This is a genomic window from Allobosea sp. P4_C6 (genome assembly GCF_056402015.1).
Map to the genome: position 1 here is coordinate 23,903 of NZ_JBFUIF010000033.1, position 21,449 is coordinate 45,351.

The window sequence follows — 21,449 nt, forward strand, 5'->3', positions numbered from 1 at the left end:
GCGTTTCGTGACGCGAACATGGCGAGGTGATGCCGCAATCGGCAGGCTCCTTGCGGTCTCAACGCGGATGGGACCGCCGCCAGGCTTCGGGCCGTTCGAACTGCAGCGCCCAGAGCCCGCGCCCGGCCGCCCGCGCCTCGTCCTCCTCGGAGCGATAGGCGCCATAGGACACCGCATGGCCGTCGCGGACCAACCTGGCGTTGATGTCGGTTTCGCCCAGTCGGCACCGGGCCAATCCGCGACCGTAGCGATCGGCCTTGCCGATCTCGCATAACACCAGGCCGCTCGCGAGCATCCCCTGCAGGGCACGGCGCGCTTCCCGGCCGCAGGCGACCTGCCGCCCGCCGGGCCCGGCGCAGCTCTGGCGGTATTCCGGCGCGTCGATCCCTTCCAGCCTCAATTCCTCGCCCAGCAGCCGCAATGAATCGCCGTCGATCGCCTGCGCTGGCCCGACGAGCGTCCGGGCCGGGCCGAGGCGGTATTGCAGGATCGCGCCGGCGAGCGCGAGAAAGCCCAAAAGCCCGAGCGCCACGACGAAATCAGCCATGCGGCCGACGCGGCGCCAGCCGAAAGGTCCGTAGCGGGAAGAGCCGAATCCGAAGGGAGCCATCAGGAAGAGCTTAACGATTTGGTGTCCATGATGGCGAGCCGTCCGTGCATGCCGCACGGCGGAACGAGGATACACGCTCCCGACCATGGCGGAAGTGACGGCCGAACAGGTGCAGCGCGGGCGCGGACCCGACCCTTCCGCAATGGCGCGCCGCAAGGTCGTTTCGCGCGAGGTCAAATCCGTGCGCGAGCGGCTGACCTCCTCGACCGGGCTCGAACGCGCATTCGATTCAGAACTGCTGCGGGTCTTCGCGCAGTACCGCCTTTCGGGCTCCGTCGGCACATTGGTGCTCGTCACCGGCATCGCCGCTGCCGCCTGCCTCTGGCTGCCGAYGTCGCGTGTCGCGCTGTGGAGCAGCGCGGTGCTGCTGAGCACGCTCATCGTCGTCGCCCTGTCGCGCCGCTATCTGGGCAAGCCCGCCGATACGGTCCGATTGAAGCGCTGGCGCCGGCTCTTCACCGTAGCGGAAGGCCTGCACGGCCTGTCCTGGGCGCTGCTCCTGCTGCTGTTCGCGCCCGTCGAGGCGGCTGGCGCGAAGGTCTTCGTGACCACGGCGCTGCTGATCGTCAGCGCGCTCACCGTCATGCTCTCCGCCACGATACCGATGGCTGTTTATGCCGGGTTGACGCCGATCATCGCGGGCATCATGGCGTTCTTCTGGGAACGCCGCGACATCGACAGCGTCACCATGGCGCTCATGGCGGCCTCGGCGCAGCTCTTCTTCATCTTCCTCGCCAACCGGCTCTACGCCAGCTCGGTGGATTCGATCGGTTTCCGGGCCGAGAAGGACGCGCTGATCGCCGAACTCGAAACCGCCAACGCGAATTCCGACGAGGCCCGGCGCAAGGCGGAAGAGGCCAATCTCGCGAAGTCGCGTTTCCTCGCGACGATGAGCCACGAGCTGCGCACACCGCTCAATGCCATCCTCGGCTTCTCCGAGGTGATGAAGAACGAGATCTTCGGCGTGCATGCCAACGCCGCGTACAAGGAGTATTCGGGCGACATCCACGGCTCGGGCCAGCATCTGCTCAACCTCATCAACGAAATCCTCGATCTGTCGCGCATCGAGGCCGGCAAGTACGAGCTGAACGAGGAGGCGCTGTCGCTCGCCGGGATCGTCGACGACTGCCAGCATATGCTCGCGATGCGCGCCAAGGCGAAGGGCCAGAGCATCCGGGCGCTCGCCGAGCCCGAGCTGCCGCGGGTCTGGGCCGACGAGCGCGCCATCCGGCAGGTCGTCCTCAACGTGCTGTCCAACGCCATCAAGTTCACGCCGCAGGGTGGCGAGATCACGATCAAGGTCGGCTGGACGGCGACAGGCGGGCAATATGTCTCGGTCGCCGATACCGGGCCCGGCATCCCCGAGAACGAAATCCCGATCGTGATGCAGAGCTTCGGGCGCGGCTCGCTCGCCATCAAGACGGCCGAGCAGGGTTCGGGGCTAGGTCTGCCGATCGTCAAGGGCCTGATCGACCTGCATGGCGGCGGCTTCAGCCTGAAGTCGCGGCCGCGTGCCGGCACGGAGGTGACGATCACCCTCCCGGCAGAGCGCGTGATGGATACGCTCGCGGCCCTGCCGGAGCCGAAGTCGCGGGCGGCGTGAAGCCCATCGCCCGAATCTCGCCCCACAGTTGAGAAACATCTTTGCCGCCCCACCCTGCGGCGCCTGCCCTCTCTCCTCGGACTATCGGACCATGAACCGGAAAACGCGCGTCGCCGTGCTCTACGGCGGAAAATCGGGCGAGCATGAGGTCTCGCTGAAATCGGCTGCCTCCGTCCTGCGCTATCTCGACCGCGAGCGGTTCGAGCCCGTCCCGATCAGCATCGACAAGCAGGGCCGCTGGCAGTGCCACGATCTGCGCCGCATCGAGGCCGCGAATACCGAGAGCCTTCCGATTCCGACCGACTCGCCCGCGATCCGGCTGGAGCCGCAGGGCGATCTCACCGCGATCCTTCCCTCCGACAGCGCCGCGCCGCCCATTCCGCCGGTGGACGTGGTGTTTCCCGTGATCCACGGCCCGCTCTGCGAGGACGGCGCGATGCAGGGCCTGCTCGAGCTTGCGGGTGCGGCCTATGTCGGATCGGGCGTGCTCGCTTCCGCCGTCGGTATGCACAAGGACATCGCCAAGCGCCTCGCCGCGCTCGCCGGATTGCCGGTCGCGCCCTATCTCGCCCTGTCGCGGCGCGATTACCGACGCGCCCCAGAAGGCGCGGCAAAGGCAGCGCGCGAGGCGCTGGCACTGCCCGTCTTCGTCAAGCCCTGCAACATGGGCTCCAGCGTCGGCGTCCATAAGGTGAAGCGCTGGGAGGACCTCGACGCCGCACTAGCCGATGCGTTCCAGTACGATCTCAAGGTGCTGGTCGAGCAGGGCATCGACGCCCGCGAAATCGAGATCGCGGTGCTCGACGGCGATCCTCCCGTCGCCAGCGTCGCGAGCGAGCTCAACGCCGGACCGCAGCACGAGTTCTACTCCTACGAGGCCAAGTATATCGACCAGGACGGCGCCACCGTCGACTTGCCGGCGAGGCTCGATGCCGCGCAGATGGAACGCGTGCGCAAGCTGGCGATCGACGCCTTCGTCGCGCTGGAATGCAGCGGGCTGGCGCGGGTCGACTTCTTCCTCGACCGGCAGAGCGGCGCCTTCTACTTCAACGAGATCAACACGCTGCCGGGCTTCACCGCAATCAGCATGTATCCGAAGATGATGGAGGCCTCCGGCCTGCCCTACCCGGCGCTGCTGACGCGCCTGATCGAACTGGCGCAGGAGCGTCATGCCGAGCGGGCGGGGTTGAAGACGGATTACGAGGGATAGCGTTCGCAGGAACCGCTGCCGTCATTCCGGGGCGCGCCAAAGGCGCGAGCCCGGAACCCAGAACCGAGGCGGATGATTGATGGGCGAACCGGACGGTCGCCCTTTCGAGAACACTCATCGGTTCTGGGTTCCGGGCTCATTGCTGCGCAATGCCCCGGAATGACGGCGGTGGTTCCGGCGAAAGCCGAACTACCCCTTCCGCGCCACCTGCGCCTGCTCGAAGGTCGCCATGCCGGAATGGACGGCCGCAGCGGCCTTGACGAGGCCGGCCGCCAGCGCTGCGCCCGTGCCTTCGCCGAGGCGCATGTCGAGCGCCAGCAGCGGCACCTTGCCGAGGCGTGCGAGCACATCGGCATGGGCGCCTTCGACCGAGAGATGGCCGGCGATGCAATGGTCGATGGTCGAGGGTTCGATCGCATGCAGGATCGCGGCGGCAGCCGTGACGACATAGCCGTCGAGGATCACCGGGATGCGCTGCGAGCGCGCGGCGATGATGGCGCCGCAGATCGCCGCGACCTCGCGCCCGCCGAGACGGCGCAGCACTTCAAGCGGATCCTTGAGATGGGAGCGATGCAACGCCAAGCCCGCCTCCACCGCCGCGACCTTGCGCTTCAGCCCCTCATCGTCGACGCCGGTGCCGCGGCCGCACCAATGCGCCGCGTCGCCGCCATAGAGCGCCGCATAGATCGCCGCCGCCGAGGTCGTGTTGCCGATGCCCATCTCGCCGAGGCAGAGCAGATCCGTGCCGCCGACGAGCGCTTCCATGCCGAAAGCCATGGTCGCGACGCAGGCACGCTCGTCCAGCGCATCTGTCTGGGTGAAGTCGCCGGTCGGCAGGTCGAGGGCGAGGTCGAAGACCTTGAAGCCGAGATCATAGGCCGCGCAGATCTGGTTGATCGCGGCGCCGCCGGCCGCGAAGTTCTCCAGCATCTGGCGAGTCACGGATTGCGGATAGGCGGACACGCCCTGCGCCACCACGCCGTGATTGCCGGCGAAGACGCAGACCAGCGGCCGGTCGACGGTCGGCTTCGCCTTGCCCTGCCACGCAGCGAGCCATTCGGCGATTTCCTCCATGCGGCCGAGGCTGCCGGCCGGCTTGGTGAGGTTGGCGTCGCGGGCGCGCACCGCATTCGCGGCCCCCATGTCGGGGCCGGGCATCGCGGCGATGAGTTCGCGGATATCGTCGAAGGGTAATCCGGAGGCGGCCATGGCAGTTCCGTCAGGCAAAGGGCTTGGCGCCCACACGCTAGGCGTGGCGGCGCGGTCTGCGCTGCTGCTATAGGCTCGAGCGTGTGAAGACAATCGAGCGGAGCGGCGCAGCAGGCATGGCGGAGGCCGACACGACGACGGAGACGCCCCCGCCAAGCTGGCCGGGCTGGCCGATCGCGACCGCGATCTGCCTGCGCTTCTATTCGCGCCTGCCCGTGCCGCAGTTGCCGGGCGAGGCCGACAGCCATGCCATTCCCGATTTCCGGGCCGTGCCGCGCGCCCTGCCCTTCGCCGCGCTGATCATCGCCCTGCCGGCGGCGCTCGTCGCGCTTGCGGCTGGACTGGCGGGCCTGAGCGGAATGGTCGTCGCGGGGCTTGCGCTGACTGTGCTGGTGCTGACCACCGGCGCCTTCCATGAGGACGGGCTGGCCGACACCGCAGACGGGCTGTTCGGCGGGCATACGCCGGAGCGCCGACTGGAAATTATGAAGGACAGCCGCGTCGGCTCCTATGGCGCGCTGGCGCTGGGCTTGTCGCTGCTGTTGCGGGCGAGCCTGCTCGCCATGATCCTCGACCGCTCCGGCGCCTGGGCCGTGGCGGCGGCGGTGCTGGTCGCCGCACCCTGGTCGCGCGCCGAGGGCCTTTTCCTGCTTGCGACGCAACCGGCGGCGCGCAGCGGCGGCGCCTCGGCTTCGGTCGGTCAGCCGACAGACCTGACGGCGCGGATCGCGCTGGCCTTGAGCCTGCTGCTGGCGAGCGGGATCACGCTGGCGGCGCATCTTCCGGTCGCCGGGCTGCTTCTCGGCTTCGCGCTGGCGCATGGCGTGGCGGCGATTCTTTCGCGGCTGGCGCGGCGGCTGATCGGCGGCCAGACGGGCGACATCCTCGGCGCGGCCCAGCAGCTCGCCGAGATCGCGATCTATCTCGGTCTGGCGCTCGCCCTGGGATGGGCAGGACGGTGACCACCGCCTCGACGCCCTGCATCAAGGTCTGCGTCATCGACCCGGCGAGCAAGCTCTGCGAGGGCTGCGGGCGGACGCTGGCCGAGATCGCGCAATGGGGCCGATTGAGCGAGGCCGAGCGGCTGAAAATCATGGCCGAGCTGCCGGAGCGGCTGCGGGAGAAGCCATAGGGCCCTGCGTCATGCTCGGGCTTGACCCGAGCATCTCGGAAACGAGGGTCTTCTCGTCACGAGTTTCTCGAGTCTACGCTCCGCTACGCCCGAGACTGACGGCCTATGTCTTCGCTACCGCCTCCAGTGCCTCGCCGGTCAGTCGATAGAAGATTTTCTTCGTCTGTGCGACCGCGCCGAGGCCTTCATAGAAGCGCAGCAACGGTGCATCGTCCGCATCGGCAGTCCAGTCGATGCGCCGGTGGCCGCGCTCGATGGCGAGTTCAGCCAATGCCCTCATCAGCGCGCGGCCGAGGCCCGCGCCACGAGCGGCGTCGGCAACGTAGATCTCCTTCAGGAAGAAGCCGGATTTCAGCCCCGGTCCCGGATAGAGATTGCAGGCCGAGGCGAAGCCGAGGATCGGCTGCCCTTTCGCCGCGACCAGGATATCGACGCCTGCCGGCAGGGCCGCGAGACCGGCCCTGATCTCATCGAGCGGCGGGCACGGCACCGCGTAATGGCCCTGCATCTCGGCCATCAGCGCGGCCAGCGCCGGGTGGTCTGCGAGCTGAAGCAGGCGGATGACCGTTTCGCTCATCGTCCGGCACCCGCTCAGTGCAGCAGCGACCAGATGAACCGGCTGGCGACGAACAGCAGGAACACGCCGAAGGCGACTTCGAGGCGCCGTTTCGAGAGCCGGTGCGCCATCCGTGCGCCGATCGGCGCCGTCCAGATCGAAGTCGGGATGAACAGGATCATGCCGATCAACGAGACATAGCCGAGCGAGAGCGGCGGCAGGATGTCCATCTTCGGCCAGCCGGCATAGATGAAGCCGAGCGCGCCGGGGATCGAGATCAGCACGCCCAGCCCCGAGGAGGTCGCGACCGCCTGATGGATCGGGCGGCCATAGAAGGTCATGAACAGGCTGGAAAGCTGGCCGCCACCGATACCCATCAGCGCCGAAAGCACGCCGATGACGCCGCCATAGGCGACCATCAGCGGCTTGCCAGGCATCTCCTCGCCGAATTTCCAGCGGTCGGCCGCGAAGAGCAGGCGGATCGCAGAAATCAGCGCGACGACCACGAAGATGATCTTGAACAGGTCGGCAGGCGCATAGCGGGCGATCCAGCTGCCGACGATGACGCCGAGCACGACCGGCACGGCCCAGACCTTGAGAATGGAGAGATCGACGAGCCCCTTGGCGCGATGCGCATTGAACGAGCGTATCGAGGTCGGGATGATGACCGCGAGCGAGGTGCCGACGGCGAGCGGCATGCGCACCTCGTCGGCGACGCCGATGACGCGGAAAACCTCGTACAGCACGGGAACGATGACCGCGCCGCCGCCGACGCCGAAGACGCCGGCGAGCAGGCCGGTGGCCGCGCCGGCAAGCACCAGCGACACGGCGAGGAAGGCGAGATCGCCGAGAGGAATGCCTGCAAACATGGGGAGTATCCGGTGGGGCTGCCCGATCTCTCGGTCATTTGGCGGGCGCGGGCAAGATGCCGCCCCTGCATGGCGGCCGCGAGAAATCGAGCCGCATCGGCGATGCGTCACCTTTACGCCTTGCGCCTTGCGCAGGATAGTTCTGCGCGAAGCAGGGCTCGACCCGGCCAAGCGATCCTGCTGACCTTGCTTGCCCTTCGAAAAGGAGAACCGAGCGACCGAGAACTTCGACCTTTCTGCAAATTTAAATCGTTTCAACCATAAAATCAGGAGGACACGATGTCAGAGGGCCACCGTTCGACGCATGACGATTCAAATCCGATCTCATCCACGCAGCGGCTCTCTCGCCGCAGGCTGATCCAGGCCGCCGGCGCCAGCGCCTTCGCCGCCGCTTCCACGCCCGTCTTCGCGCAATCTCCGACCGACCGGGCAAGCCCGCCCACCACCATCACCACGCCGCCGCGCGATTTCAGCCGCCGCGGCGCGCCGACGACCTATTTCTGGGACCCGGACGTCATCGCCGTCGATCCCTCCTTCAACGGCCTCGCCCAACCCAACGCCGCAATCCAGCGACTCTGGACCGGCGGGCTCTGGCTCGAAGGCCCGGCCTGGAACGCGCAGGGGCGCTATCTGGTCTGGAGCGACATCCCGCGCAACCGGCAGATGCGCTGGCTCGATGACGACGGCAATGTCAGCGTATTCCGCATGCCTTCGGGCTACAGCAACGGCAACAGCTTCGACTTCCAGGGCCGGCAGCTCTCCTGCGAGCATCTGAACCGGCGCGTCGTGCGCTACGAGCTCGACGGCTCGGCGACGGTGCTGGCTGACGCCTTCGAGGGCAAGAAGCTCAATTCGCCCAACGATATCGTCGCCCATACGGACGGCAGCTACTGGTTCACCGACCCGCCCTATGGCGGGCAGCTCTATGAAGGCGCGCCGGACGCAGCCGGCGGCCCGAGCAATGCCAACGGCAAGATCAATCCTCGCCTCGGCCAGCCGCCCGGCATCGGCCTCGCCAAACGCGAACTGCCGACCAATGTCTACCGGATCGACCCGAGCGGGCGGCTCGACCTCGTCATCCGCGAAGAACAGGTTCCGGACCCGAACGGGCTGTGCTTCTCGCCCGATTTCAAGAAGCTCTACGTCGCCTCCACCGGCAAGGGACCGGGCGATACCGGCCCCGGCGGCAAGGGCGACATCCATGTCTTCGATGTCGGTGCCGACAACAAGCTGTCGAACGGGAAGGTCTTCTCGGACTGCATGATCGACGGCATCAATTGCGGGCCGGACGGCCTGCGCTGCGATGTCGAGGGCAATCTCTGGGCGTCGAGCAATGCCGGCCGGAATGTCGGCTACAACGGCGTGACCGTGTTCAACCCGGCCGGCAAGGTGATCGGCCGCATCCGGCTGCCGGAGGTCTGCGGCAACATCTGCTTCGGCGGGCCGAAGCGGAACCGCCTGTTCATGGCGGCGAGCCAGTCGATCTACGCGCTCTATCTGGCGACGCAGGGCGCCGGGCCGGGCTGAGCACGCCGGACCAGCCCGACTCCGTCACTCCGGTTCAAGCCCGGAATGACGGAGTCGTATTGCGCATCACACGTCCAGCAGCGGCGCGAAGCCGCCATAGACGACGCGCTTGCCGTCGAAGGGCATCTTGAGCGCCCCCATGCGCGGGTCTTCCATCATCTTGCCCCAGGCGGCGGCGCGCACCGCCTTGGACGGCCACTCGACCCAGCTGAAGACCACCGTCTCGCCGGCCTGCGCCTTCACCGCGCCCTTGAAATCGGTGACCTTGCCGTCCGGTACGTCATCGCCCCAGGCATCGACGACGCGGCGGGCGCCGTGCTCCTTGAACAACGCGGCGTGCTTGACGGCGAAGCTGCGATAATCGTCCATGCGGTCATTGGGCACGGCGACGAGGACGCCGTCGAGATAGCCCATCGCGCCGCCCTCCCCTTCGTCCAACAGCGAGGCGAAGCCGCCATAGATCATGCGCTTGCCGTCGAAGGGCATGTCCTGGCCCATCATCTCCTTCATGCGCGGATCGCTCATGATCTTCTCGTTGGCGGCGTCGCGCGTTTCCCGGTCGGGGTACTCGAACCAGGAGAAGACCACGACCTYGTCGGGCGTCGCCTTCACCGCCCCCTTGAAGTCCGTGACCTTGCCGTCCGGGACGTCGTCGCCCCAGGCCTCGACGTGGCGCCTGACGCCGAATTCCTTGAAGAGCGGCGCCGCATCGGCCGCGTGCTTGCGGTAGATGTCCTTGTTCGCGGCCGGCACAGCCACGACGAAACCATCGACATAAGCCATTTCGTTCTCCCTCACGCGCAGCCGTCAGTGCAGCCGCGCTTCAAACGTTGATATCGACCCGGAACGCTTCACGCGGATGCGCGAAGCCCGGTATTCAGCCGCAGCAGGAGCCCACGGCAGCCAGAGGCAGGACGCTCGCGGCACCATCGGGCTTCTCGTCGTAGCGATCGTGATGACGCATCCATTTCATGATCGTCGCCTCGTTGCGGCCCTTGGGCGTCAGGTCGAGGAAGTTGTAGGCGCCGATCAGCAGGTCGCCGCCGCGCGCATAGGTCGAGTAGGTGTGGAAGATCTCGCCCGCCTCGTTGCGGTGGAAGATGCTGAAGCCCGGCATCTCGCCGCCTTCGCCCTCATGCATCTCGTAATTGTATTCATAGCGCCCGGCCGCCTTCTCGGCCGGGCTCGGCGAGACGTGGAAGTCGTGGTTGAAGTCGCTGCCGGCCGAGGAAACCCAGGGGAACTCCCAGCCCATGCGGCGCCGGAACGGCTGGAACTCGCCATAGGGCGCCCGCGAGACCACGACCAGGCTGACGTCGTGATGCTTGAGGTGCAGGTTGGCGCCGTCGAAGTGATCCGCGAGGAAGGAGCAGCCTTCGCAGCCTTCCTTGGCGCCCGGCCCGAACATGAAGTGATAGACGATCAGCTGGCTGTTGCCGTTGAACAGATCGGCCAGCGACAGCCGGCCCTTCGGCCCCTCGAAGGCATAGTCCTTGTCGACCCTGACCCAGGGCAGTTCGCGCCGCTCGGCCGAGAGCGCATCGCGCCGGCGGGTGAACTCCTTCTCATGGGCGAGATGCGCCTTGCGTGCGGCAAGCCACTCCGCACGGGATACGATCCTGTGTTCCATCGTCTCCGCTCCTGTGCTTCCGCCGGCGCCGTGCCGGCGGCCGTTCAAATGCGTGCCCGAACAGGGCAGCGCTACGCTCCGCCTCAGGCGAAGTAGGCCTCCAGCTTGACCATGGTTCCGGTCCAGCCATGGGTGTGGCCGCGCACGGCCGCGTCGTCGAACAGCTTCTCGTGCAGCAGGGTCAGGATCGTGCCCTCGCCATCGGGCTTCAATGTGACGGTGACGCGCGAGATGCGCTCCGGCGTCGTCACCCAGGACCAGCTGAAGACGAGGCGCTCGTTCTCGACCACCTCCAGATAGCGCCCCGACACCTCATGGCGCTCGCCATTGTCTTCCCGCATCACGACGCGATAGACGCCATCGACGCGCGGATCGATCTCGGCCTCCTGGGCCACGACGTTCTCGGGCCCGAACCAGCGGACGAGCAGCTCGGGATCGGTCCATGCCTTGTAGACCTCGGCAGGCGACACGTTGAGGCGTCGCTTCATCGTGAGGCTCGGTGTCACCTGTTGATGCATCGGCCCGCTCCTCTCCTCAGCCTTCGCTTTTGCGCCGCGCTTCCAGCAGCGCCTCCAGCGCATCGAGCCGCTCGGTCCAGAACCGCTGATAGTGCGCCAGCCAGCCCATCGCCTCCTCCATCGGCTCCGCATTCAAACGGCAGGACACCGTGCGCCCCGCCTTCGTCCGCGTGACCAGTCCGGCATCCGAGAGCACGTCGAGATGCTTCATGATCGCCGGCAGCGAGACCGGAAACGGCTTGGCCAGTTCGCTGACGGAGAGCCCGTCCTCCCGCTCCAGCCGCGCCAGCAAGGCCCTCCGCGTCGGGTCCGCCAGCGCTGAAAATGTCCGGTCGAGCTGCGTCTCTTGAAACTTAACCATTGAGTTAAGTTTAGGCGCAAGCTTCGCGCGCCGTCAAGCCCCTAGGCTTCAGGCGTATCGCGGGCGATGTAGGGAAACGCAAAGTTTGCCGCGGTTGAACAAGGCGAACCGCAATTTCGCTGGTTCGCGACGGCATATGTCCAAAACGGACATCCGGAGAGCCAAATCCGGGGGCGGTATCGGCTGGCCTACGTCCGGTGAAAATCGCGGCATAGTGCTGCCGCGATTGTCGGCCTGATCCAACTAGGCCAGCATCCTGGTGTCGCCGCAGACCGAGATTTCCTGGCCCGAGATCGTTTTTGCGAAGGGCGACGCCAGGAAGACGATCTGCTTGGCGATGTCGGCCGGATCGACGAACTGCTTGATCGAGACGCCGGCGAAGAGCCGCTGCGTCATCTCCTCATGCGAGACGTTGAAGCTGCGCGCCTTGTTGGCGATGACGCTCTGGATGCGCGGCCCCTCGACGAGGCCGGGGCAGATCGCATTGGCGCGGATGCCGAACTCGCCGAGCTCCGCCGACAGCGCCTTGGTGAAGCCGATGACGCCCCACTTCGCCGCCGCATAGGGCGAGCGCAGCGGAAAGCCGTGCTTGCCGGCCTGGCTGGAGAGATTGACGATCGAGGCGTTGCTCGACTGCTTCAGGTGCTGGACCGCGAGCCTTGTGCAGTTGAACTGCCCGGTCAGATCGATGGCGACGCAGGAATCCCAATCGGCGGGGTCGATCTCGTCGACGCGGCCGGTCGGTCCGGCGATGCCGGCATTGTTGACGAGGCAATCGAGCCCGCCGAGTACCGCGAGCGCTTCCTCGAAAAGCTGGCCGACAGCAGCGCGGTCGGAGACATCGCAAACCGACTGCGTCATCCCGGGGTCGCTCTTCGCCATCTCCGCGAGTGCCGCATGGTCGACATCGCAGATATGGACCTTCGCCCCCTCCGCCGCGAAGGCGCGCGCTGTCGCGCGGCCGATGCCATTGGCGCCGGCCGTCACCAGCACGCGCAAGCCCTTGATCTGCAAATCCATCCTTGCGTCTCCCGTCCAGATTGATCTCAGGCGCTGAGCTGGCCCGTTTCCTCGATATGCGCGGCGGCGGCCGTGATGTCGTCTTCCAGCGCGGCGCGCGCGGCGGCGGCGTCCTGGCTTCGCAACGCCTCCAGCAGCCGCGTATGCGCCTGCATGGCGCTTCCACCCTTGAGGCGGCGCGGCTCGTCGCGCATGTCGATGTTGAGGATCGGCCCCGCCTTGAGCCAGAGCCGCTCGATCATCTCGATCAGGCTTGGCATCCCGGCCGCCTCGTAGAGCGCGAAATGCAGGTCGCGATTGGCCGAAACGGCGCCGGCGCTGTCGGGCGGATCGGCGCTCGCGGCCTTGCGGAAGGCGGCATCGAAGGCCTCGATCCGCGCGACATCGTCGGCCGTCGCCTTGCGCGCTGCTTCTTCGGCGGCAAAACCTTCGACGACGAGGCGCAGCCGCGTCAGCTCGCGGAATTGCGCGAGCGAGAGCACGGGAACGCGTACCGCCCTGCCCGGCAGCACTTCCAGCGCCCGGTCCGCCGCAAGCCGGTTGACCGCTTCCCGCACCGGCATCATCGAAACGCCGAGCGCCTCGGCGACACGGCGCAAAGAAAGCTTCTCGCCCGGGGCGAGCCGCCCCGCCACCAGCAACGCACGCAGCTCGCCGGTGACGCGCTCGCCAAGCGTCTCGCGCTGCAGCGCGCCGATCTCATCGAGCGCGGAGCCGTCCTGCTCCGTCGAGGAAACAGTCCGCTCTGCGGCGACCGGCAAGGGCTGGACACGGGCCATCATGTCTGCCAACCTAACTGTGATCACAGATCACGACAAGCGGCATCAGACCGCTGATCAAAATCAGCCGGCGCCAAAACGGCGCGGCGCTCGTTCTGGGAGGAACGCCAATGTCAGACCTGTTGAAGACGACCCGCTTCTCGCGCCGGCAGGCGCTGGCCGGGCTCGGCGCCGGTGCGGCGACCGGGCTGATCGCCAGCCCGTCGATCATCCTGGCGCAGACGCCGGACGCGATCCGCTTCGGCCACCTGACCCCGCGCACCGGCTTTCTCGGCCCGCTCGGCGAATATGGGGTGATGGCCGTCGACCTCGCGGTCGAGGAGATCAACGCGGCTGGCGGGGTCAACGGCCGCAAGCTCGAGGCGCTGAAGGAGGACTCGGTCAATCCGCAGACCGCCTCGACCAAGGCCGAGCGCATGATCGAGCGCGACAAGGTCGCCTGCATCATCGGCGAGATCTCTTCAGCCTCGGCGCTGACGATCGCGCAGGTGGCCGGGCGCACCAAGACGCTCTTCGTGAATACGGGCGCCAATTCGGACGCGCTGCGCGGCGAAAGCTGCAACCGCTACATGTTCCATGTCGAGCACCAGAACTCGATGTATGTGAAGAGCTGCGGCCGATCGCTGATGGCGCAGGGCCTCGTAAAGGGCAAGAAGTGGTTCTCGCTGACCGCCGACTACGCCTTCGGCCATGACCTGCTCAGGGTCGCCAAGCGCTTCATGGAAAGCAATGGCGGCCAGTTCGCCGCCGACAAGCTGGTGCCGACCGACGCGACCGACTTCTCGGCGCTGCTGCTCGAAATCCGCGCCGCCAAGCCCGACCTCGTGATCTCGAACCTCGCCGGCAACCAGATCACCAACTTCCTGAAGCAGTATTCCGAGTTCGGCCTGACCTTCCCGGTCGCGGGCTTCGGCTTCGATACGGCGCTCGCCTGGGCCGCCGGCAAGGACAATTTCGGCGGGACCTGGCCCTCGGTCTGGCACCACCTCATCGACACGCCCTCGACAAAGGCGTTCGTCGCCGCCTTCACGAAGAAATACGGCAAGCCGCCGGAGAACCAGGCCTGGGGCGACTACATCGCCGTGAAGATCATGGCGCAGTCGATGAACGAGCTGAAGAGCACGGATACGCCCAAGATCCTCGAGCATTGGGAAAAGGGCGCGAAGTTCGACGTGATGAAGCCGCGCCAGGGCTATTTCCGCGCGTCCGACCACCAGCTCATCAGCGAGATGTACACGATCACCGCCCTGCCCGCCGCGCAGGTGAAGAACCAGTGGGACCTGTTCACCTCGTCGCCGCCCGTGCCCGGCCCCGACGAGAACATGGAGGTCATCGCGACAAGCGGCGACGAGGCCGTCTGCAGGATGAGCTGAGGCTGCCGACATCATGACACCCGCGCCGTCATCCCGGACAAGCGGCGCAGCCGCGCCGATCCGGGATCCATCGTAGAGCGCAGTTCCCTACGATGGATCCCGGAGCTCCGCTTCGCTGCGTCCGGGATGACGGCGCGTTTCCCAGCATCGCGTTCCGACCGAAAGCCAACCCTTGCTCACCCTCTTCATCCAGCAGGTGCTGAACGGGCTGCTCGACGGGGTCTATTACCTCCTGATCGCGCTCGGCCTGTCGCTGATCTTTTCGCTGGGCGGCATCGTCAACCTGGCGCACGGCGCGTTCTATGCGATCGGCGCCTATCTCACGATCGTGCTCGCGCCCCATATCGGCTTCGGCGGCGCGATGGTCGCCTCGCCAGTACTGGTCGCGCTGATCGGCATCGTCGTCGAGCGCGGGCTCTTTCAGCGCTTCTACCGATCCGATCCGATCCTCTCGCTGCTCCTGACCTTCGGCCTCGCCATGGTCGCCGAGCAGTCGCTGCGGATGATCTTCGGCGCGCCGCCGCTCTCCTTCTCGATCCCGCCGGCCCTGCGCGGCCAGATCTTCATCGGCGACTTCATCTATTCGCGCTATCGGGCGATGCTGCTGTTGATCGCGGCCGGATGCGTGCTCGGCCTCTGGTTCCTGCTCCAGCGCACCGCCTTCGGCCGGGTCGTGCGGGCGGGCGTGCAGAACCCCGACATGGTCGGCGCCCTCGGTATCTCGCTCCAGCCCTATATGGTCGCGGTTGCCGGCATCGGCATCGGGCTGGCGGGACTCGCCGGCGTGCTGCTCGCGCCGATCTATTCGATCCATCCCGCCATGGGCCAGGAGATCATCACCCCGGCCTTCGTCGTCGTCGTCATCGGCGGGCTCGGCTCGTTCTGGGGCGTGGTCGTGGCCGCCCTGATGGTCGGCGTGGTCAAGGGCATCACCATCGGGCTCGGCTACACGCAATGGTCGACCGCCGTGATCTATCTGATGATGCTCCTCGTCCTGCTGTTCAGGCCGCGCGGCCTGTTCGGCGAACGCATCCAGCGCTTCGAGTGAGGACGCGATGACACCCGCCCAGCGCGATCATGCGCCCCTCCTCATCGCCGCAGCCGGCCTCGTCGGCCTGCCCTTCCTGATGCATGGCGTCGGGCTCGGCACGACCTCTGCCACCGAGATCGTCGTCTTCGCCATCGCCTGCATGGCGCTGAACATCCTGGTCGGCACGACGGGACTTGTTTCCTTTGGCCATGGCGCCTGGTTCGGGCTTGCCGCCTATGCAGCCGGCTTGATCCAGCGCCATTGGCTGCCCGGCCAGTTCGCCCTGCCGATCCTGCTCGGCGTCGTCTTCGTCGGGCTCATCGCCTTTGCCTTCGGCGCGCTGATCCTGCGACGCAAGGGCGTCTATTTCTCGCTGCTGACGCTGGCGCTCGCCGCCATGACCTATTCGGTCGCGTTCCGCTGGACGGCGGTGACCGGCGGCGAGGACGGACTCGGCGGCATCAGGCGCCCGCTCTTCCTCGGCATCGATTTCGAGCAGGCGTCGAACTTCTACATCCTCGTCGCCGTCATCGGCATGGCGGTGGTCTACGGGCTCTGGCGCTTCCATCGTTCGCCGGTCGGTACGGTGCTGGTCGCGATCCGCGAGAACGAGCAGCGGGCGCGTTTCCTCGGCTACGCCACCGATCGCTACAAGCTGATCGCCTTCACGCTCTCGGCAGCGCTGACGGGGCTCGCCGGCACGCTGCTGCTCTTCAACAACCGCATGACCTCAGCCGAGCCGATCTCGGTCGCGTTTTCCGGAGAATTGCTGGCGATGGTCGTGATCGGCGGCATGCGTTCCTTCCTGGGGCCGGCGCTCGGCGCGCTCTTCTTCGTGATCTTCCGCGACTATCTCTCCAGCATCACGCCGAACTGGCTGTTCTGGTTCGGCCTGCTTTTCGTCGCCTTCATCGTGTTCTCCCCGACCGGCCTCGTCGGCGTCGGCGAGCGGATGCTGCGGCCCTTCCGCAAGCAGGTTGCGGGCGATGCGGCGATGTCCGAGCGCAAGGCCGGCAGCGTGACGCTGCCCGACTTCATGAAGCCCGACGATGCCGGAGACGGTCCGATCCTGACCGCGACCGGGCTCGCCAAGAGCTTCGGTGGCATCAAGGCCGTCGAGGGCGTCGATCTCACCATGGCCGACCGGCGGCTGCACGCCCTGATCGGCCCCAATGGTGCCGGCAAGACTACCGCCTTCAACCTGATCTCGGGGATGTTCGCGCCCGACCGGGGCGAGGTCCGCCTGCGCGACCGCCAGATCGGCGGGCTCTCGCCCGAAGCCATTACCCGGGCGGGTATCGGGCGCGCCTTCCAGATCACCAACCTGTTTCCGACGCTCTCGGTCGAGGAGAATGTCCGTCTCGCCGTCCAGGCGCGTGCCAGCGAGCGCTTCGGATTCTGGCGGCCCGCCGGCTCGCTCGATGAGGTCAACACGCAGACGACGACGGTCATCGACACGATGGGCCTGCGCGGGATCGAAACGGCCGAAGCCGGCTCGCTGAGCTATGGCGGCCAGCGGCTGCTCGACATGTCTCTGGCGCTCGCGACGAAGCCGCGCGTGCTTCTGCTCGACGAGCCGCTCGCGGGGCTGGCGGCGGCCGAGCGCGAGCGCGTCGGCAATCTGATCAAGTCGATCTCGACCGACCTGCCCGTCCTGCTGGTCGAGCACGACATCGACCGCGTCTTCGCCATCGCCGACCATGTCACCGTGATGAACGAGGGCTCGGTTCTGGTCGACGGCACGGTCGAGGATGCGCGCTCGTCGCCGCGCGTGCAGGAGGTCTATATCGGCTCGGGCTCTCATGCGCTGGCGGAGAAGCCACGCCAGAGCGCCGCGCGCCACGGCGTGCTGCTGGGCCTCGACAAGGTCGATACCTTCTACGGCAAGAGCCATATCCTGCGGCAGGTCTCTCTCGACGTGCACGAGAACGAGATCGTCGCACTGCTCGGCCGCAACGGCGCAGGCAAATCGACCCTGCTCAAGACGATCACCGGAATCGCCCCGCCGGCAGCCGGCACGATCACGCTGGCAGGCCAGGACATGTTGGCAGGCAGAAATTTGGCCGGCCAGCCGCCTGCCACGATCGCCCGCGCCGGCATCGCCTATGTGCCGCAGGGGCGCGGCCTCTTCGCCGGGATGAGCGTCAAGGACAACATGGAGCTCGGCCGGCTCAAGCGGATGACCGGCAACGGCTCGCGCTGGGAGGACGAGAAGATCTTCGCCTTCTTCCCACGCATCAAGCAGCGCTGGCATTCGCCGGCCGACTACCTCTCGGGCGGCGAACAGCAGATGGTGGCGGTGGCACGGGCGCTGTCGGGCGACACCCGCGTGCTGCTGCTGGACGAGCCCTTCGAGGGGCTGGCGCCGGCCGTCGTCGAGGAGTTGTTCGAGGCCTTCGACAAGCTCAGGCAGGAGATCGGCATCGTCATCGTCGACCACCATCTCGACCTGGCGCTGGCGCTGTCGGACCGCACCGTCGTGCTGGAGCGCGGCAGCGTCGTCCATACCGGCCCCTCGCGCGCGCTGAGCCAGGATCTGGCGCTCAGGCGGCAGGTGTTGTGGCTGTGACGTCGGTTCCGTTCCACCGTCATTCCGGGGCTTCGCGCAGCGAAGAGCCCGGAACCCATAAGCGCTGCCGGCTCCGAATGAATCGCGGCCATCGGCGCGCCTTGCCAACAACCACCAGCGGTTATGGGTTCCAGGCTCACGCCTGCGGCGTGCCCCGGAATGACGCGGTGGTTTCCGTACTTCCGAATTGGGATCGCCTCGCATGACCAACATCGCTATCGTCGGCTCCGGGCTCATCGGCCGTGCCTGGGCCACCGTCTTCGCCAGCCATGGCTTCGCCGTCGCGCTGCATGACGTCGCGCCGGGAGCGGCCGAAGCGGCGCGCGCCCATATCGGGACCAATCTCGAAGAACTCGCCGGGCACGGCCTCGTCGATGACCCCAAAGGCTCACTCGCCCGCATCCGGGTCGCCTCCGACCTAGCGGACGTCCTGACGGGTGCCGACCTCGTCCAGGAGAACGGACCGGAGACCATCGAGGCCAAGCAGAAGCTGTTTGCGGAGATGGATACGCTGGCGCCGGCCTCGACCATTCTGGCGTCCTCGACCTCCTTCATCATGGCCTCCGTCTTCAGTGAGAGCCTGAAAGGCCGCGCCCGCTGCCTCGTCGCGCATCCGGTCAACCCGCCGCATCTGGTGCCGATCGTCGAGCTGGCGCCCGCGCCCTGGACCGACCCAGCCGTCGTCGAGCGGGCCAAGGCGATCTATGAGCAAGCCGGACAGGTCGCCATCATGCTGCGCAAGGAGAAGCCCGGCTTCGTGCTGAACCGCCTGCAAGCCGTGCTGCTGGCCGAGGCCTTCCGGCTCGTCGGCGAGGGCGTGGCCAGCGCCGAGGATGTCGACAAGACGATCCGCGACGGGCTGGGGCTGCGCTGGTCCTTCATGGGGCCGTTCGAGACGATCGAGCTCAATGCGCCCGGCGGCATTCCCGACTACTGCGCCCGCTATGGCGCCTCGCTGACCCGCATGGTGGCCGACAGCGCCGGCGGGGATCCCTTCGGCCCGGAGACGGTCGCCACCGTGATGAGCGAGTGGCCGGGCACGCAATCGGCCGATCGCGTCAAGCGGCTGAGCGACTGGCGCGACACGCGCCTGGCGGCATTGCAGGCGCATAAGCGCGGTTCGCCACGCAAGCCCGCCTGAAGCCGCCCGATTTCCGTTCGAGACACAGCCTGAAGGGACACCACGCCATGGCGAAGAACCGCAAAGTCATCATCACCTGCGCGGTCACCGGCGCGATCCACACGCCCTCGATGTCGCCCTATCTGCCGGTGACGGCCGACGAGATCATCGACGCGGCGGTCGGCGCGGCCGAGGCCGGCGCGGCGCTGGTCCATGTCCATGCCCGCAACCCCAAGACCGGCCAGCCCGACCAGTCGCCCGAGGCCTTCGAGCCCTTCCTGAAGGTGATCAAGCAGCGCTCGAACTGCGTCATCAACATCACCACCGGCGGCGCGCCCACCATGAGCGTCGAGGAGCGGCTCGGCCCCTGCGCTCATTTCAAGCCGGAGGTCGCCTCGCTCAACATGGGCTCGATGAATTTCGGCCTCTATCCGATGCTGGCCCGGTTCAAGGACTTCAAGCACGACTGGGAGCGGCCCTATCTCGAAGGCTCGAAGGACCGGATCTTCAAGAACACCTTCCAGGACATCGAGAACATCCTGACCACCTGCGCCGAGAACAACACCCGCTTCGAGATCGAGTGCTACGACATCGGCCATCTCTACACGCTGGCCCATTTCGTCGATCGCGGGCTGGTGAAGCCGCCCTTCTTCGTCCAGTCGGTCTTCGGCATCCTCGGCGGCATCGGCCCGCATCCGGAAGACGTCATCCACATGAAGCGCACCGCCGACCGGCTCTTTGGCGACCAGTACCAGTGGTCGGTGCTGGGCGCGGGCCGGCACCAGCTCCCGATCGCCGCCATGGCGGTCTCGATGGGTGGCAATCTGCGCGTCGGGTTGGAGGATTCGCTCTGGCTCGGACCGGGACAGTTCGCCAGGTCGAATGCGGATCAGGTCAAGGCGGCACGGATGATCATCGAGGGGCTCGGCCTCGAAGTGGCGACGCCGGACGATGCGCGCGAGGTGCTGCAGCTCAAGGGCGCCGACAAGGTCGCGTTCTGATCATCTGACATATCAAGGCGGCCGGAATTGACCGGAAGCCGCGCCGCTATTCGTTCCATCGGATCACGGCGCGTCCGCTGGTGACGTCCCTCACCAGCTGGGAGACCAGATCGGCCTCCGCCTTTGGAACGGACACCGACAGCACTGCGCCGGTGTTCGTGAAGGCCTGATCAAGCACCTGCACCCCCGGCCGATCACCGAGCCGCGCCTGAACGCGCGCCAGGTCGCCGAATGCACAGGTGATCATCGCCGCGGCAGCCTCGATCAGCGCCGTCTTCTCGGCGCCGCGCAAGCACAGGGCAGCCGTGCCGCCGTAAGCCCGGACCAGTCCGCCGCTGCCCAGCAGGACGCCGCCAAACCAGCGCGTCACGACAACGGCGACGCCATCGAGCGCTTGCCCGTCGATTGCCGCTAGGATCGGCTTTCCCGCGGTGCCGCTCGGCTCGCCGTCGTCGTTGAAGCGGTAGCTCGGACCGCAACGCCACGCCCAGCAATTGTGATTGGCCGTCCGATCGGACTGCGCAGCAACAAAGTCCCTGGCGGCTGYTTCATCCACGACAGGAGCGGCGGTCGCAACGAAGCAGCTCTTCTTGATGTCCTGCCGGAACGAAAAGGACCCAAGGAGTGTAAAGCGGGTTTCCATGCGTCCATGTACCGGCTCAAGAGCAATCCGGGCCAGTGCCAATGACAGTTAAGACACGCCGGGGTTCGGGCAGTTCCTCTAACCTGAAGGCCGCGATCAGTCTGCGAATGCAGCGCCGACGCCGTGCCAGATTTGATCCTTTAGCGTGATGAGCGGAGGCGCGGGAATGGTCACGGGCGGCTCGACACGCCTGATGCCATCGGCCACCAAGGTGGCGATAGAGATCTCCCCATCGGTATAATAGGGATCGCCTTCGCCATTCCGGCCGAACAGGGTCGGGCCTGCTCCGGAAATCTGGAAGAAGTCCTGGACCATGCCGGCCTTGCCGAGGTCACGCATCAGCATGTCACGCTCGGCATCGATGTTGGGTGCAATGTGGTGCGTCACCTGACCGGTGTCATGGCTGAAGCCTACGCCCCGGTCGAAGGTAACCGAGCCGAGCCAGACTGGCCGCCCACCGTTCCCCTTCTCAAGGACCATCCAGAACCGCACGTGGTGTCGGCGGTCCGCGCTCGTGCCCTCGGGCTTTTCGAATGCGAGCTGTTCTTTTCTTCCATCGTAGTACAGCGAGCTGACAGGCGCGTCATGATAGGGCCGGTCGAGCATCACGCTGCCGACGATCTCGATGCTCGTCCGCAATGTAATCGGGTCGGCCGGATACCAGCCTGCCGCGTGCATGGCGCGCAGGG

General features: G+C 66.8%; 22 protein-coding genes. 10 read left to right on the top strand and 12 right to left on the bottom strand.

What is annotated here, in order from left to right; genetic code table 11:
• Positions 1-58: 58 nt before the first annotated feature.
• The gene (locus AC1DVA_RS20400; RefSeq protein ID WP_476807070.1) at positions 59-610 is read right to left on the bottom strand and encodes a thermonuclease family protein; all 552 of its coding nucleotides are present in this window, start codon (positions 608-610) and stop codon (positions 59-61) included.
• An 85-nt stretch (positions 611-695) separates the two neighbouring features.
• Between AC1DVA_RS20400 and AC1DVA_RS20405 the strand changes: the two genes are divergently transcribed.
• Both AC1DVA_RS20405 and AC1DVA_RS20410 read left to right on the top strand, forming a co-directional pair.
• Positions 696-2,213, top strand: coding sequence for a sensor histidine kinase (locus AC1DVA_RS20405; RefSeq protein ID WP_476807071.1), 1,518 nt, complete (start codon positions 696-698; stop codon positions 2,211-2,213).
• Positions 2,214-2,304: 91 nt separating this feature from the next.
• A complete protein-coding gene (locus tag AC1DVA_RS20410; RefSeq protein WP_476807072.1) occupies positions 2,305-3,423 on the top strand; it encodes a D-alanine--D-alanine ligase family protein in 1,119 nt (372 codons plus the stop codon).
• A 189-nt stretch (positions 3,424-3,612) separates the two neighbouring features.
• Here AC1DVA_RS20410 and cobT read toward each other — a convergent pair whose 3' ends face one another.
• Positions 3,613-4,632, bottom strand: a complete 1,020-nt coding sequence (cobT, locus tag AC1DVA_RS20415; RefSeq protein ID WP_476807073.1) for a nicotinate-nucleotide--dimethylbenzimidazole phosphoribosyltransferase — start codon at positions 4,630-4,632, stop codon at positions 3,613-3,615.
• A gap of 116 nt (positions 4,633-4,748) precedes the next feature.
• Here cobT and AC1DVA_RS20420 point away from each other — a divergent pair, with 116 nt between their 5' ends.
• Entirely contained in the window at positions 4,749-5,594 is an 846-nt protein-coding gene (locus AC1DVA_RS20420; protein ID WP_476807074.1) for an adenosylcobinamide-GDP ribazoletransferase, read from the top strand.
• Entirely contained in the window at positions 5,591-5,764 is a 174-nt protein-coding gene (locus tag AC1DVA_RS20425) for a DUF1289 domain-containing protein (RefSeq protein ID WP_476807075.1), read from the top strand. Before AC1DVA_RS20420 ends, AC1DVA_RS20425 begins: the two co-directional genes overlap by 4 nt.
• Positions 5,765-5,867: 103 nt before the next feature.
• Here AC1DVA_RS20425 and AC1DVA_RS20430 read toward each other — a convergent pair whose 3' ends face one another.
• Both AC1DVA_RS20430 and AC1DVA_RS20435 read right to left on the bottom strand, forming a co-directional pair.
• The gene (locus AC1DVA_RS20430) at positions 5,868-6,341 is read right to left on the bottom strand and encodes an N-acetyltransferase family protein (RefSeq protein WP_476807076.1); all 474 of its coding nucleotides are present in this window, start codon (positions 6,339-6,341) and stop codon (positions 5,868-5,870) included.
• 14 nt (positions 6,342-6,355) lie between these two features.
• On the bottom strand, positions 6,356-7,189 hold the full coding sequence (locus AC1DVA_RS20435; RefSeq protein ID WP_476807077.1) for a sulfite exporter TauE/SafE family protein: 834 nt from the start codon (positions 7,187-7,189) through the stop codon (positions 6,356-6,358).
• 279 nt (positions 7,190-7,468) lie between these two features.
• Here AC1DVA_RS20435 and AC1DVA_RS20440 point away from each other — a divergent pair, with 279 nt between their 5' ends.
• Entirely contained in the window at positions 7,469-8,716 is a 1,248-nt protein-coding gene (locus AC1DVA_RS20440) for an SMP-30/gluconolactonase/LRE family protein (protein ID WP_476807078.1), read from the top strand.
• A gap of 66 nt (positions 8,717-8,782) precedes the next feature.
• On the opposite strand, the gene AC1DVA_RS20445 is transcribed toward AC1DVA_RS20440, so the two are convergent.
• From AC1DVA_RS20445 to AC1DVA_RS20470, 6 genes are all read right to left on the bottom strand, one after another.
• Positions 8,783-9,499 carry a DUF1428 domain-containing protein gene (locus tag AC1DVA_RS20445; RefSeq protein ID WP_476807079.1) on the bottom strand — a complete coding sequence of 239 codons (717 nt, stop codon included), beginning with the start codon at positions 9,497-9,499 and terminating at the stop codon, positions 8,783-8,785.
• A gap of 94 nt (positions 9,500-9,593) precedes the next feature.
• Positions 9,594-10,346 carry a DUF899 domain-containing protein gene (locus AC1DVA_RS20450; RefSeq protein ID WP_476807080.1) on the bottom strand — a complete coding sequence of 251 codons (753 nt, stop codon included), beginning with the start codon at positions 10,344-10,346 and terminating at the stop codon, positions 9,594-9,596.
• Positions 10,347-10,429: 83 nt separating this feature from the next.
• Positions 10,430-10,864 carry an SRPBCC family protein gene (locus tag AC1DVA_RS20455; RefSeq protein ID WP_476807081.1) on the bottom strand — a complete coding sequence of 145 codons (435 nt, stop codon included), beginning with the start codon at positions 10,862-10,864 and terminating at the stop codon, positions 10,430-10,432.
• Between the two features lie 16 nt (positions 10,865-10,880).
• Positions 10,881-11,225 carry an ArsR/SmtB family transcription factor gene (locus tag AC1DVA_RS20460; RefSeq protein ID WP_476807082.1) on the bottom strand — a complete coding sequence of 115 codons (345 nt, stop codon included), beginning with the start codon at positions 11,223-11,225 and terminating at the stop codon, positions 10,881-10,883.
• A 243-nt stretch (positions 11,226-11,468) separates the two neighbouring features.
• Complete coding sequence (locus AC1DVA_RS20465) at positions 11,469-12,245, bottom strand: SDR family oxidoreductase (RefSeq protein WP_476807083.1); 777 nt, start codon at positions 12,243-12,245, stop codon at positions 11,469-11,471.
• A 26-nt stretch (positions 12,246-12,271) separates the two neighbouring features.
• Positions 12,272-13,027, bottom strand: coding sequence for a GntR family transcriptional regulator (locus AC1DVA_RS20470; protein ID WP_476807084.1), 756 nt, complete (start codon positions 13,025-13,027; stop codon positions 12,272-12,274).
• A gap of 107 nt (positions 13,028-13,134) precedes the next feature.
• Between AC1DVA_RS20470 and AC1DVA_RS20475 the strand changes: the two genes are divergently transcribed.
• The 5 genes from AC1DVA_RS20475 to kce all read left to right on the top strand — a co-directional run bounded on the left by AC1DVA_RS20475 (position 13,135) and on the right by kce (position 20,117).
• On the top strand, positions 13,135-14,397 hold the full coding sequence (locus AC1DVA_RS20475) for an ABC transporter substrate-binding protein (protein WP_476807085.1): 1,263 nt from the start codon (positions 13,135-13,137) through the stop codon (positions 14,395-14,397).
• A gap of 172 nt (positions 14,398-14,569) precedes the next feature.
• Complete coding sequence (locus AC1DVA_RS20480; RefSeq protein ID WP_476807086.1) at positions 14,570-15,445, top strand: branched-chain amino acid ABC transporter permease; 876 nt, start codon at positions 14,570-14,572, stop codon at positions 15,443-15,445.
• Positions 15,446-15,452: 7 nt separating this feature from the next.
• Positions 15,453-17,996 carry a branched-chain amino acid ABC transporter ATP-binding protein/permease gene (locus AC1DVA_RS20485; protein ID WP_476807087.1) on the top strand — a complete coding sequence of 848 codons (2,544 nt, stop codon included), beginning with the start codon at positions 15,453-15,455 and terminating at the stop codon, positions 17,994-17,996.
• Positions 17,997-18,198: 202 nt separating this feature from the next.
• On the top strand, positions 18,199-19,137 hold the full coding sequence (locus AC1DVA_RS20490) for a 3-hydroxyacyl-CoA dehydrogenase (RefSeq protein WP_476807088.1): 939 nt from the start codon (positions 18,199-18,201) through the stop codon (positions 19,135-19,137).
• A gap of 47 nt (positions 19,138-19,184) precedes the next feature.
• On the top strand, positions 19,185-20,117 hold the full coding sequence (gene kce, locus AC1DVA_RS20495) for a 3,5-dioxohexanoate:acetyl-CoA acetone transferase (RefSeq protein ID WP_476807089.1): 933 nt from the start codon (positions 19,185-19,187) through the stop codon (positions 20,115-20,117).
• 46 nt (positions 20,118-20,163) lie between these two features.
• On the opposite strand, the gene AC1DVA_RS20500 is transcribed toward kce, so the two are convergent.
• Both AC1DVA_RS20500 and AC1DVA_RS20505 read right to left on the bottom strand, forming a co-directional pair.
• Positions 20,164-20,760, bottom strand: coding sequence for an IMPACT family protein (locus tag AC1DVA_RS20500; RefSeq protein ID WP_476807090.1), 597 nt, complete (start codon positions 20,758-20,760; stop codon positions 20,164-20,166).
• Positions 20,761-20,856: 96 nt separating this feature from the next.
• A partial coding sequence (locus AC1DVA_RS20505; RefSeq protein ID WP_476807091.1) for an LssY C-terminal domain-containing protein occupies positions 20,857-21,449 on the bottom strand: 593 nt, incomplete at its 5' end.

Bases quoted from the DNA above. Each gene is read 5' to 3' on its own strand.
- AC1DVA_RS20400 (WP_476807070.1), bottom strand. From the start codon at position 610: ATGGCTCCCTTCGGATTCGGCTCTTCCCGCTACGGACCTTTCGGCTGG.
- AC1DVA_RS20410 (WP_476807072.1), top strand. From the start codon at position 2,305: ATGAACCGGAAAACGCGCGTCGCCGTGCTCTACGGCGGAAAATCGGGC.
- cobT (WP_476807073.1), bottom strand. From the start codon at position 4,632: ATGGCCGCCTCCGGATTACCCTTCGACGATATCCGCGAACTCATCGCC.
- AC1DVA_RS20420 (WP_476807074.1), top strand. From the start codon at position 4,749: ATGGCGGAGGCCGACACGACGACGGAGACGCCCCCGCCAAGCTGGCCG.
- AC1DVA_RS20430 (WP_476807076.1), bottom strand. From the start codon at position 6,341: ATGAGCGAAACGGTCATCCGCCTGCTTCAGCTCGCAGACCACCCGGCG.
- AC1DVA_RS20435 (WP_476807077.1), bottom strand. From the start codon at position 7,189: ATGTTTGCAGGCATTCCTCTCGGCGATCTCGCCTTCCTCGCCGTGTCG.
- AC1DVA_RS20440 (WP_476807078.1), top strand. From the start codon at position 7,469: ATGTCAGAGGGCCACCGTTCGACGCATGACGATTCAAATCCGATCTCA.
- AC1DVA_RS20450 (WP_476807080.1), bottom strand. From the start codon at position 10,346: ATGGAACACAGGATCGTATCCCGTGCGGAGTGGCTTGCCGCACGCAAG.
- AC1DVA_RS20455 (WP_476807081.1), bottom strand. From the start codon at position 10,864: ATGCATCAACAGGTGACACCGAGCCTCACGATGAAGCGACGCCTCAAC.
- AC1DVA_RS20460 (WP_476807082.1), bottom strand. From the start codon at position 11,225: ATGGTTAAGTTTCAAGAGACGCAGCTCGACCGGACATTTTCAGCGCTG.
- AC1DVA_RS20465 (WP_476807083.1), bottom strand. From the start codon at position 12,245: ATGGATTTGCAGATCAAGGGCTTGCGCGTGCTGGTGACGGCCGGCGCC.
- AC1DVA_RS20470 (WP_476807084.1), bottom strand. From the start codon at position 13,027: ATGATGGCCCGTGTCCAGCCCTTGCCGGTCGCCGCAGAGCGGACTGTT.
- AC1DVA_RS20475 (WP_476807085.1), top strand. From the start codon at position 13,135: ATGTCAGACCTGTTGAAGACGACCCGCTTCTCGCGCCGGCAGGCGCTG.
- AC1DVA_RS20485 (WP_476807087.1), top strand. From the start codon at position 15,453: ATGACACCCGCCCAGCGCGATCATGCGCCCCTCCTCATCGCCGCAGCC.
- AC1DVA_RS20490 (WP_476807088.1), top strand. From the start codon at position 18,199: ATGACCAACATCGCTATCGTCGGCTCCGGGCTCATCGGCCGTGCCTGG.
- kce (WP_476807089.1), top strand. From the start codon at position 19,185: ATGGCGAAGAACCGCAAAGTCATCATCACCTGCGCGGTCACCGGCGCG.